This window comes from Mycobacterium sp. NTMscope_MAC_269 (assembly GCF_976985695.1).
Window position 1 is genome coordinate 894070 of record NZ_OZ335668.1, and the last position, 11055, is coordinate 905124.

Genomic DNA, 11055 nt, shown 5'->3' on the forward strand with positions numbered 1-11055 from the left:
AGCAATAGCGCGTGCAATCCAAACCGCTGCGCGACTATTACCCACGGTTGCAACCGGGTACAGCTGTAGATCACGGCTTACGCAGCAACAGAGGAAGGGACCATGGGAGACACAGCTCGAGATCCGCTCGACCATCAACGGTCCAGCCGTCCACGGGTTGGCCAAGCCCTGAAAAAACCCGCCAAAGCCCCGGGATTGCTTCTCGTCGGGGCCGCAGTGGTGGCGTTGGCTATCTGCCTCGCGTGCTTCGCCGATGAGCGGGTTGGCGCCGGAATCGCCGCGGCCGTAGTGGCGTTACTGGCAGCCGCGGCGGGGCTGGTCTGGCTGATGAGGGAAGCGCGCCGTCTGCGCGGGCTCGAACGCCAGCACCCGACCGCCGGGAGCCGCGGCCGGCCCTGAAGCCCTCGGAGCTCCGCATCGGGGTGGCGCCCGCTCCCGCGGATACTGTAAGAGCTACAGTAGCGGCGCCGACCCGAGAGGAGCCCCGTGCCTCAGAATCCCCCGACAGCGCCCCGTCCTCCCGAGGGGGACTGGCTGGGCACACCCTATCTGCGCTTCGAACGGCAGGGACCGATCGCGGTATGTACCATCGACCGTCCCGAAGCGCGCAACGCCCTGAGCCCCGCGATGTACTTCGGAATCCGTTACGCGGTAGGGCGTCTCAACGAGGACCCAGACCTGGCCGGGCTGGTGCTCACCGGAACCGGCGATGTCTTCGCGCCCGGCGGCGACATGGGCGGCGGGGGAGGCGAGGACAACTGGATCACCTTCGGCTCCGCGCTGGGCATGGACGTGACGCCGTTCGACGCGGTGCGGACCTCGGGCAAGCCCATCGTCTCCGCGGTCAACGGCCTGTGCCAGGGCGGTGGATTCCAGATCGCGCTGTGCAGCGACCTGTCGGTGGTGAGCGATCGGGCGACCTTCCGGGTGCCCGAGTTGTTCCGCGGCTACGCCGACACCTACTACAGCCAGATGCTCACCCGCGTCATCGGGCCGGTGCGTACCCGCGACCTCATGTTCACCGGTCGGGTGCTGACCGCGGTCGAAGCTCTCGACTGGGGTCTGGTCACCCGGGTGGTGCCGCACGAGGGCCTGCTGGACACGGCGAAAGACGTGCTCGCGCAATGCAGTCGGACCGCGCCGCGCGCCCGCGGCGTCATCAAGTCCAGCATCGACAGCTATTTGGGCCTGTATGACCGCATCGGCATGACCTCCAGCCTGTCCGACGCCGAGGCCATCGAAGGCTTCCGCTCGTTCAAGGAAAGACGCTCACCCGATTGGGTGCACCCGGAACTGCGCGTCGAGGGACGGCTGTAGCCCGCTCATATTCCGCGGGCCCGGTCCCGCCAAAACGGTTCCCGCAGCTGAGTTTTAAGGATCTTGCCACTCGCGTTGCGGGGGAGCTCCGTCACGAAGTCCACGGTGCGCGGACATTTGAAACCGGCCAGATGCTGCCGGCAGAATTCGATGATGCCGCCGGGATCGATCTCGCCGTCGGCCACCACGATCGCCTTGACCGATTCCCCCCAGAAGTCATCGGGCACACCGATCACCGCGGCATCGGCGACGGCCGGATGCTCGATGAGCACGCTTTCCACCTCGGGCCCGTACACGTTCTCGCCCCCGGTGATGATCATGTCCTTGAGCCGGTCTTCGATATACACGTAGCCGTCGGCGTCCAGGCGGCCGACGTCCCCGGTGCGCACCCAATCGTCGGCGGTGATCGTCTCGGCCGTCGCCTCCGGGCGGTTGAGGTAGCCGCTCATGTTCTGGTTGCTGCGCACCCACACCTCGCCGGGCTCCCCGGGCGGCAACGGGGCGCGCGTTTCGGGATCGACGATACGAATCTCACAGCCCAGCACAGCCTTTCCGGCCGAGAGTTGTAATTCGGGTCGCGCCGAGTCGCGGTGGTCGGCGTCGGACAGGGCCGTGACCGCGCCGCACAGCTCGGTCTGCCCGTACACCTGCACGAACCTCGTGTCCGGCCACGTCGACAGCGCCCGATGCAGCAACGGCAGCGGCATCGGCGCCGCCCCGTAGACGATGTAGCGCAGGCCGGCGATGGCGGCGGTGGCCGCCTCACCCGCGTGCAGGAACCGGGCGATCACCGGCGGGACGAAGAACGCGTGGGTGGCTCCGGCGCGCACCGCGCCGATCAGCGTCGCGGCGTCGGGCTCGCGGGTCAGGAAAGTCGGTGCCCCCGAACGGATGCCGAACAGCGCGTAGCCGATCCCGCCCACGTGGAACAACGGCATGGCGACCAGGTTCGCGTCCCCGTCGGCGAACGGGAACGCCGGCGCCAGGTTCGCCGCGTGATTGACCAGCGCGCGCTGGCTGAGCAGCACGCCTTTGGGCCGTCCGGTGGTGCCCGAGCTGTAGATCACCAACGCGGTCTCGTCCGGGTCGAGGCCCGCGTCGGCCTCCGTCGGTGATGCTGCGGCGAGCAACGATTCGTACTCGTCGCCGACCTCGACGATGCGTTCCAGGCCGGGCACGCGCTTGGCGGCGGCTTCGGCGGCGGCCCGCAGCTCGGCGCCGACCAGCAGCACGCGGGCCCCGCTGTCGGCGAGGACGTGGACGAGTTCGTCGCCGATCACCCGCCAGTTGACGACGGCGGTGACCACGCCGATGGAGGCGCCGGCGATGAGCACCTCGAGGCAGGCGGGATGGTTCTTGTCCAGGATCGCCACGCACTGGCCCCGCTCGATCCCTGCGGCGCGCAGCGCCCCCGCCGTGCGACGGATCCGCGTGCTCCACTCGGCCCACGACCACTGGCGTTCGCCGTAGCGAATCGCGATCGCCTCGGGCCGCTGCCGCGCGTGTCGTTCGACGATCCCGGCGAGCGTCTCCGCCGTGTCGGCAAGTGGCATGAACCCCTCCGCGTTCGATGTATTCCAGACGGTCATACGGAGTCGGCGCTTCGCACGCGACGTCGACCCCTGCGAGCGTAAGCGGTCAGGTTCTCATTCCATGGAGGCGATCATCGTTCCGCCGTCGCCGGCGGCCTGTGAGGTGGCGCCGCTGCCCTGCCGGAAGTCGATGAAGGCCGAGCGGCCGTTCGACGTGTTCAGCAGCTCGGTGAACGTGCCGATCACTGGAATCGTGCCCTGCGCGTTTACCACGCTGGCCGTGTAGTTGACCGACGCTTCCTGGTGAAAGTTGGGCCCCTGCAGCGGCGTGACGTCGGGCGCGGTCAATCGGTTCACACCGGTCAGGATGGCCGATGCGCCGCGGGTGTACTGGTCGATGTCGGTCTGCAGAACCGCGGCGGCATCAGCCCCGCCGGCCTGCTTGACCGTGATCCGCATCTGCGCGCTGGTGTCGGCGTTGTTCAGCGCCACCCAGTTCGGGCCGCGGTTTCCCAGTGTCCAGCCGGGCGCGGGGGTGACCGAGACGCCCTGCGCGATGGCGATCGCCTCGTCGGAGGCCAGCGCTATCCCAGCGGTGGCCGGGTGGCCGGCCGCGATGACCACCGCGGCCACCACAGCGCCCAGCGCCCCGGGGACGGCGGAGAAGAAAGCCTGCGGCCGAGTCGATGACATCGTCGTTCCTCACTCTCTGGGCGGCGCGGGATCCGAGCTCGCTCCCATCGTCCTCCGGCAACCCGAGCAAAGTCCAAGATGGGTTTTGCTCTGTGTGTCACCATGACTGGGCCGCTGCCGAACGCGACGGACCCGCCCGACAAAGGAGCCGACATTGGCGAACCCCGATCGCGCCCGCTCGCGCACGTTCGTCGTGACCGGTGCCGCCTCCGGAATCGGGTTGGCCACCGCGCGACGGTTATTGGCCGAGGGCGGCACCGTGGTCGGCGCCGACCTCGCCGCACCGCCCGAGGAGCTGGGCCCGCGGTTCACCTTCGTGCCCGCCGACGTGACCGACGAAGCCGCGATCGCCGCGGTGCTGGCCGCCGTGCCGGGCCGGCTCGACGGCCTCTTCCACGCCGCCGGCGTCGCCGGGGGAGGCCCGGTGCACCTGCTGGAGCGCGCCGAATGGGACCGGGTGATCGGGGTCAACCTCACCGGCACCTTCCTGGTGGCCAAGGCGGCCCTGGCCAAAATGATCGAACAACCCCGGGCTGACGGCGAACGGGGCTCGATCGTGACCGTCGCCAGCGTCGAGGGCCTGGAAGGCACCGCGGGCGGCAGCTCCTACAACGCGGCCAAGGGCGGCGTCGTGCTGCTCACCAAGAACATCGCCCTCGACTACGGGCCGAGCGGCATCCGGGCGAACGTCATCTGTCCCGGCTTCATCGAAACGCCCATGGCGCACAGCGTCTTCAGCATTCCCGGGATGGAGGGCCCGCTCGCCTCGATCACCAGGGAGCACGCGCTGCAGCGGCTGGGGCAGCCCGAGGAGATCGCGGCCATGGCCGCCTTCCTGCTGTCGCCCGACGCCTCGTTCGTCAGCGGTCAGGCCCTCGCCGTCGACGGGGGCTATACGGCCGGTCGCGATCACGGTGTCGTCGAACTCTTCGGCTTTCCCACCTGATACCACTGGGATTCAAATGCCACTAAGATTCGTCCATGAGCGGTGGATTAACCCCTGACCAAGCGATCGAGGCCATCCGGGGCGCCGGGGGTGCTCAGCCCGGCTGCCGCGCACTGCACGCCAAAGGAACCCTCTATCGCGGCACATTCACCGCGACCTCTGACGCGGTAATGCTTTCGCGCGCAAGTCATCTCGATGGCTCGCCGGTCCCGGCGCTGATCCGCTTCTCCAACGGATCGGGCAACCCCAAGCAGCGCGACGGCCGTCCCGGCGTGCGCGGGATGGCGGTGAAGTTCACCCTGCCCGACGGCTCCACCACCGACGTTTCGACGCAGACCGCCCGGCTCTTCGTCTCCAGCACACCGGACGGCTTCATCGATCTGCTCAAGGCGATGCGGCCTGGACTGACGACGCCGCTGCGCATGGCCACGCACCTGCTCACCCACCCGAAGCTGCTTGGCGCGCTGCCCATCCTGCGGGAGGCCAACCGGATCCCGGCCAGCTACGCCACCACCGAATACCACGGATTGCACGCGTTCCGCTGGGTCGCCGCCGATGGCAGCGCCAGATTCGTTCGCTACCACCTGGTTCCGACGGCGGCCGAGGAATACCTGTCGGTCCCCGACGCCCACGGCAAGGATCCGGACTTCCTCACCGACGAGCTGGCCACGCGGTTACAGGGCGCTCCGGTGCGGTTCGACTTCCGGGTGCAGATCGCCGGGCCCACCGACTCGACGGTGGACCCGTCCTCGGCATGGCAGAGCACCCAGATCGTCACCGTCGGCTCCCTGGAAGTCACCGGTGTGGACACCGAGCGCGAGCACGGCGGCGACATCGTGGTGTTCGACCCGATGCGCGTGACCGACGGCATCGAACCCTCCGACGATCCGGTCCTGCGGTTTCGCACGCTGGCGTATTCGGCGTCGGTCAAGCTGCGCACCGGGGTCGAGCGCGGCGCCGAAGGCCCGCCCACCTGAGCGGAGCGAGTAGTCGCCCTCGCGACGAAATCGGCGGCAGGCTAAGGTTTTTCTCCGGTGTCGCCGTTTCAGATGTTCCTCATATGCCTGGCCGGGCTGGCGGCCGGGGCGATCAACGCTCTCGTCGGCTCCGGCACCCTGATCACCTTCCCGACGCTGGTTGCGCTCGGCTTTCCGCCGGTGACGGCCACCATGTCGAACGCCACGGGCCTGGTCGCCGGCAGCGTCTCGGCCACCTGGGGCTATCGCGCCGAGTTGCGCGGTCAAGAGGACCGGTTGCGCTGGCAGCTGCCGGCGTCGCTGGCCGGCGCGACGCTGGGCGCCTACCTGCTGTTGCATCTGCCGGAGAAGGTGTTCGCCGAGATCGTGCCGGTGCTGTTGGTGCTGGCGCTGGCACTGGTGGTGATCGGGCCGCGGATCCAGGCGTGGACCGCCCGGCGCGCCGCGCAGGCAGGCCGCTCACCCGAGCACGTCCCGGCGGGGCGGATGGCAACACTGGTGTTGGGCACATTCGCCGTCGGCGTCTACGGCGGCTATTTCACCGCCGCCCAGGGCATTTTGCTGGTCGGCCTGATGGGGGCGTTGCTGCCGGAGTCGGTGCAGCGCATGAACGCGGCCAAAAATCTCCTGGCCCTGGCGGTGAATGTGGTTGCCGCGATTGCCTATACGGTGGCGGCGTTCGATCGGATCAGCTGGCCGGCCGCCGGGCTGATCGCGGCGGGCTCGCTGGTCGGCGGCCTGCTCGGCGCGCGCTACGGGCGCCGGTTATCGGGGAACGCGCTGCGCGCCATCATCGTGGTCGTCGGCCTGATCGGGTTGTATCGGCTGCTCGCTGTGGCCTGACGAGATCTCTTGTGCGACAACGATGTTCAACTCAACGTGGCCGCGGCGGCTTCGGCGATGACGTCGCTCGCCTCGCCGCGTCGGTGCCAGGCCCGCAGCTGACGCATCGCCCCATTGCCGCGGGCCGTGACGCGGTCGATTTCGTGGACCACGTGTTCGTGTTCTCCCAGCGACTCCAGGGCGGGGCGTACCCGTTGCACCAGTGCTCCCAGTTGCTCCCGCGCCGGCACCGCCCCGCGCCCGTGGATCAGATCGAGTGTGTGCCCGGACAACCCGTCGTGGGCGGCCTTCCAATACGCCGCGCGCAGCGCGCCGGGCGGCAGGCGCCCGATGTCGTCGGGGGAGTCGAGCGCCGTCATCACGGCGGCCCTGATCAGGGTGGCGAGCAGCACGGTTTCGTCGACGGTGGCGGGCACGTCGGCCACCCGGACCTCCACCGTCGGGAATTCCGCCGAAGGGCGCACGTCCCAATAGATCATGTCCTTGTCGAGGATCACCCCGGTGTCGACCAGCATGCGTACCGCGTCGTCGTACTCGTCGGGCGAGGCGAAAAACGGCGGCGCTCCCGCCGCCGGCCAGCGCCGCCACAGCACGCTGCGCCAGCTCGCGTAGCCGCTGTCGGCATTGCGGTACACGCGTGAATTGGCCGACAGCGCAAGCAAAGACGGCAGCCACGGCCGCAGCCAATTGCTGACATGGATGGCCGCGGCGCGGTCGGGCACCTGCACGTGCACATGGCATCCGCAGATGCCTTGCTCGTGGGCGACCATGCCGAACTCCTCGCCGATCCGGCGGTAGCGCGGGGTATCGGTGACCGGAAACTGGTGCGGGGTGACCGGCGGAAGCCCGCAGGCCAGCAGCTGAACGCCGACGGCCTGCGCGGCTTGCGCCGCGGTGCGGCGCAACCGGCGCAGCTCTTCACCGAGCTCGGCGGCGCTCGCCGCCACGTCGGAGGTCGTTTCCACCTGGCAGCTGCTCAGTTCCAGCTGCAGCTTCACGCCGCGCCGTTCGGCCTCGGCGGCCACGGCGGCGTTCTCCGGGGACGGCTCACCGGTTCGGGGGTCGACGAGGAGGAACTCCTCCTCCGCGCCGATGGTGGGATGGCCGCTCATTCAGCCGATTACGGCCGAGCAGTGCCGAGTGGTTACCAGCGCGCGGCCGCCGACAACGCGGAGTCGACCGTCGGGTAGATGGGCAGCACACCGCCGAGCCCACACGCGTCGACGATGCGGGCGACGATCGGCTCGCAGCTCACCAGCCGCAGATCGATGCCGCGTTCCTGGCAGCGTTTGGCCTCGTCGGCGAGCACCGCGAACGCGCAGCAACCCATGAACTCGAGCCCGGTGACGTCGACGACGAACGGGCCGGGAGCGGTGACGACGCCGGCCGTCTCACTGACCAGGTGGCGCCACGTGTCCTCGTTGCAGGCGTCGACCTCGCCCCCCGCGTAGATCAGCACCGCCGGACCGCTGCGATCGGCGGTCGCCCGCAGCGTGCTGTTGGGATCGCCCAGCTCATAGACCAATTTGGTGCTCAGCATGAGGTGAGTGGTGGGCAATTGTTCCGCAATGGCTGAGTTCATGATGGACCCCCTGATCGACCGGCGTCGGTGACGCCGCGACGGATGCCCGTCCTATTGTCTGAAGACAGACTGTTCGCGGATGCGAATCTCATTTGTATAACGAGACAGGGCGGTCTGTCTACGGGTCCGGGGCTAAGAGTACGGTAAGGCCTGATGACAACTTCCGATGTCGGAACGCCTGCCGCGTCGGCGCGCGAACGCGTACTGACCGCCGCATATGAGCTGTTCAGCCGGCGTGGCATCCGCGCAGTGGGCACCGACGAGGTGATCGCGCGGGCCGGCGTCGCCCGGGCCACGCTGTACCGGCATTTCGCCACCAAGAACGATCTCGTGCTGGCCGTGCTGGAGCGCCGCGAGGAGCTCTGGACGCACGGTTTGATCGAGGAGCAGTCGCGGCGGCGCGGCACCACCCCCGAGGAACAGTTGCTGGCGATCTTCGACGTCATGCATGACTGGTTCCAGCTCCGCGACGGATACGAAGGCTGCTCGTTCATCAACGTGCTGCTCGAGGTGGGGCCGGATCATCCGGCCGGACAGGCCTGCATCACCCACATCGACCACGTCCGCGACATCGTGCGCCGCCGCGCGGTTGCGGCGGGCCTGACCGACGTCGAGGACTTCGCCTCGTCCTGGCACATCCTGATGAAGGGCGCCATCATTCTGGCCGCCGTTGGGGATCTCGACGCGGCGAAGCGCGCCCGCCGGATGGCCCGCGCCCTGATCGACGAGCACCGGCCGCCTCTGGTGGCCGACACCGGCGAGGCCGTGTAGTCAGACCGTGTCGGGCGCGGTCTCCGTGGCGGCGGTCTTTCGGTGATGCTCGGCCTCCAGTTCCGCGATCGCCCGTGATGTGCGCTCGCGCAACAGGATTGCCGCGGTGAGGCCGGCCACCACGGCGACCACCAGCCCGATCCAGGAGAACCGCTCCAGCCAGCGTTCGGCCGCGATTCCGGCAAAGTACACCAGCGCGGTCGTGCCGCCCGCCCAGCAGATGGCGCCCGAGACGTTGGCCGCCAGGAACCGCGGATAGTGCATTTTGAGGGCGCCCGCCAGCGGCCCGGCCAAAATCCGCAGCAGCGCGATGAACCGGCCGAAGAACACCGCCCGAGCGCCCCACCGGTTGAACAGCTTCTCGGCAAGGGCGACGTGCCCGGGGCCGAAGTGTCTCGGGAACCGCCGGCCGAGCCGGTCGAACAGCGGCATGCCGAACCGGCGCCCGATCGCGTACCCGATCGAATCACCGGTTACCGCGCCGATCACCGCGGCGACGCCGACCCCGATCGGATTGACGGCCAGGTCGTGGTGCGACGACATCAGCGCCGCGGTCACCAACACGATCTCGCCCGGCAGCGGGATGCCCAAGCTCTCGATCCCGACTACACCGCCGACCACCAGGTAGACCGCGAGCGGCGGGATCGAGTGCAGCAAGGGCTCCACATTCATGCGTCAAGGATGCCTGACCGGCCCGCGATCCGCGCCCTAAGGTGTGCGTTTCAATTCGCTTGGGACGCCCAGACCTTCCAATCGCGGGCGTTTGGGTTCGCGCCCGTCATACGACGAGTGGCCGCGCAGCCGCCGCCAGACCCACGGGACGAAACTCTCCCGCGTCCAGCGCCACTGCTCGTAGGCGCCCGCCACAAAGGCACGCCGGGCGAGCTGAACGTCGGTCCGGGCCCAATCATGGTTGCTACCAGGCAAATTGAGCGCTTCGGCGGCCGCGGCCGCGAACAACACGTGCCCCTTGGTCGAGGCATGCACGCGGTCGAGGGCCCAGGTGTCCAACTGACGCATCGAGGCAGCCTCGTACAGGTCGACGAGCCGGAATCCGTAGCGATGGGCGGCCGCCGTGATCGCCGCGTTGATGCGGGCAAGCCGTCCGGCCACGAGTCGCCCGAGCGGGAGGAACTGCGCGACGTTCGGGAAGGTCGTCGTCACCACCGTGGCCCCCGATCGGGCGAGTGCGGCGTAAACGTCCTCGAGGTCGCTCAGGGCGGGACCAAACGAGCGCCCCGGCCAGATGACGTCGTTCATCCCGGCGCACACGGTGATCAGGTCCGGCCGCATCGCCAGCGCTCGCGGAACCTGCTCGGTGAGCACGTGGCGGATTCGTTTGCCGCGGATCGCGAGGTTGGCGTATTGCAGGCCGGGGTAGAGCGCATCGACCCGCACGGCGAGGCGGTCCGCGAATCCGAGCAGGCCGACGGCGTCGTCACCGTCCCACAGGCCCTCGGTCTGGCTGTCGCCGATCGCGACGTAACGGCGGTATCCGGCGTGCATCGCCCCGCTCACGAAGCCGAGAATAACGCGAACTCGCGCCCACAACTGGTTACCGTTGAGCCATGCCACCCAAGCGCGAGCGCCCCGCACGGGATGCCGCCGCGGCGGCGCGCGCCGATTCGCTTGCGCCGCAGTATCCGATCGAGTCGGTCGACAATGCGCTCAAGCTGCTGTTGCTGCTGGGCGAGCAACCCCAGATCCGGTTGAGCGAGGCGACCCGCTATCTCGGCGTGGCGTCATCGACGGCGCACCGGCTGCTGGCGATGCTGTCCTACCGTGGGTTCGTCCGCCAAGATCCGGTGTCCAAGGCGTACCTGCCCGGCCCGTCGTTGACCGGGGTGGCGTTCGCGATCTTCGGGCGCATCGACATCGCGCGATCGGCGGCACCCATCATGCGCGGGCTCAGCGAGCAACTTCGCGAGACGGTGCACGTCGGAATGCTCGACGGCGCCAGTGTCCGCTTCGTCGCCGCCGTCGAGGGGCCCTCGGCGGTGCGGGTGGCCTCCCGGCTGGGCCGCGCCATGCCCGCGCACTGCACCTCGACGGGCAAGGTGATGCTGGCCCAGCTGTCGCCACCGGAACTGCGTGCGCTGCTGCCGCGCGAGCGGCTCGAGCGCATCACCTCGCATTCGATCGCCAGCCGCGACGAACTGGAAGCCGAGCTGTCCGGCATCCGCGAGCGCGGCTACGCCACCAACCGGGAGGAAAGCGAGGAGGGCGTCGCCTCTGTCGCCGTACCCATCCCGACCCGGGCGCCCGGACTGCGGCTCGCGCTCAACGCCGCCGCGCCGCAACACCGGCTGGACGCCTCCCGCTATCCCGCGGTGGCCGCCGCACTTGTCAACGCCGCCAAGGAGATTGGCGATCAGCTCGGCTAGTCCGGCTAAG

General features: G+C 69.1%; 13 protein-coding genes. 7 read left to right on the forward strand and 6 right to left on the reverse strand.

Going from position 1 to position 11055, the window contains the following annotated elements; translation table 11 throughout:
- The first annotated feature begins 102 nt into the window (after positions 1-102).
- Positions 103-399, forward strand: a complete 297-nt coding sequence (locus tag ACZ50Z_RS04525) for a LapA family protein (RefSeq protein ID WP_464482454.1) — start codon at positions 103-105, stop codon at positions 397-399.
- Positions 400-486: 87 nt separating this feature from the next.
- Positions 487-1317 carry an enoyl-CoA hydratase/isomerase family protein gene (locus tag ACZ50Z_RS04530; RefSeq protein ID WP_464482455.1) on the forward strand — a complete coding sequence of 277 codons (831 nt, stop codon included), beginning with the start codon at positions 487-489 and terminating at the stop codon, positions 1315-1317.
- A 5-nt stretch (positions 1318-1322) separates the two neighbouring features.
- Here the strand turns inward: ACZ50Z_RS04530 and ACZ50Z_RS04535 are convergent, their stop codons facing one another.
- Positions 1323-2870 (reverse strand): long-chain-fatty-acid--CoA ligase, encoded by a 1548-nt coding sequence (locus ACZ50Z_RS04535; RefSeq protein WP_464482456.1) that lies wholly within the window; start codon positions 2868-2870, stop codon positions 1323-1325.
- Positions 2871-2963: 93 nt separating this feature from the next.
- Positions 2964-3542: a hypothetical protein gene (locus tag ACZ50Z_RS04540; RefSeq protein ID WP_464482457.1), complete on the reverse strand. Its 579-nt coding sequence runs from the start codon at positions 3540-3542 to the stop codon at positions 2964-2966.
- A 154-nt stretch (positions 3543-3696) separates the two neighbouring features.
- Between ACZ50Z_RS04540 and ACZ50Z_RS04545 the strand changes: the two genes are divergently transcribed.
- From ACZ50Z_RS04545 to ACZ50Z_RS04555, 3 genes are all read left to right on the forward strand, one after another.
- The gene (locus ACZ50Z_RS04545) at positions 3697-4488 is read left to right on the forward strand and encodes an SDR family NAD(P)-dependent oxidoreductase (RefSeq protein WP_464482458.1); all 792 of its coding nucleotides are present in this window, start codon (positions 3697-3699) and stop codon (positions 4486-4488) included.
- Between the two features lie 35 nt (positions 4489-4523).
- On the forward strand, positions 4524-5465 hold the full coding sequence (locus ACZ50Z_RS04550; protein ID WP_464482459.1) for a catalase family peroxidase: 942 nt from the start codon (positions 4524-4526) through the stop codon (positions 5463-5465).
- 72 nt (positions 5466-5537) lie between these two features.
- On the forward strand, positions 5538-6308 hold the full coding sequence (locus ACZ50Z_RS04555) for a sulfite exporter TauE/SafE family protein (protein WP_464486087.1): 771 nt from the start codon (positions 5538-5540) through the stop codon (positions 6306-6308).
- 26 nt (positions 6309-6334) lie between these two features.
- Here ACZ50Z_RS04555 and ACZ50Z_RS04560 read toward each other — a convergent pair whose 3' ends face one another.
- Together ACZ50Z_RS04560 and ACZ50Z_RS04565 are read right to left on the reverse strand one after the other, a co-directional pair.
- Positions 6335-7420 carry a glutamate--cysteine ligase gene (locus tag ACZ50Z_RS04560; RefSeq protein ID WP_464482460.1) on the reverse strand — a complete coding sequence of 362 codons (1086 nt, stop codon included), beginning with the start codon at positions 7418-7420 and terminating at the stop codon, positions 6335-6337.
- A 32-nt stretch (positions 7421-7452) separates the two neighbouring features.
- On the reverse strand, positions 7453-7890 hold the full coding sequence (locus ACZ50Z_RS04565) for an anti-sigma factor antagonist (protein WP_464482461.1): 438 nt from the start codon (positions 7888-7890) through the stop codon (positions 7453-7455).
- Between the two features lie 153 nt (positions 7891-8043).
- On the opposite strand from ACZ50Z_RS04565, the gene ACZ50Z_RS04570 reads away from it, so the two are divergent.
- Positions 8044-8661: a TetR/AcrR family transcriptional regulator gene (locus ACZ50Z_RS04570; protein ID WP_464482462.1), complete on the forward strand. Its 618-nt coding sequence runs from the start codon at positions 8044-8046 to the stop codon at positions 8659-8661.
- Here ACZ50Z_RS04570 and ACZ50Z_RS04575 read toward each other — a convergent pair whose 3' ends face one another.
- Positions 8662-9333, reverse strand: a complete 672-nt coding sequence (locus tag ACZ50Z_RS04575; protein ID WP_464482463.1) for a DedA family protein — start codon at positions 9331-9333, stop codon at positions 8662-8664.
- 36 nt (positions 9334-9369) lie between these two features.
- The gene (locus tag ACZ50Z_RS04580; protein ID WP_464482464.1) at positions 9370-10179 is read right to left on the reverse strand and encodes an SGNH/GDSL hydrolase family protein; all 810 of its coding nucleotides are present in this window, start codon (positions 10177-10179) and stop codon (positions 9370-9372) included.
- Positions 10180-10229: 50 nt separating this feature from the next.
- Here ACZ50Z_RS04580 and ACZ50Z_RS04585 point away from each other — a divergent pair, with 50 nt between their 5' ends.
- Positions 10230-11045: an IclR family transcriptional regulator gene (locus tag ACZ50Z_RS04585; RefSeq protein ID WP_464482465.1), complete on the forward strand. Its 816-nt coding sequence runs from the start codon at positions 10230-10232 to the stop codon at positions 11043-11045.
- Positions 11046-11055: the final 10 nt, after the last annotated feature.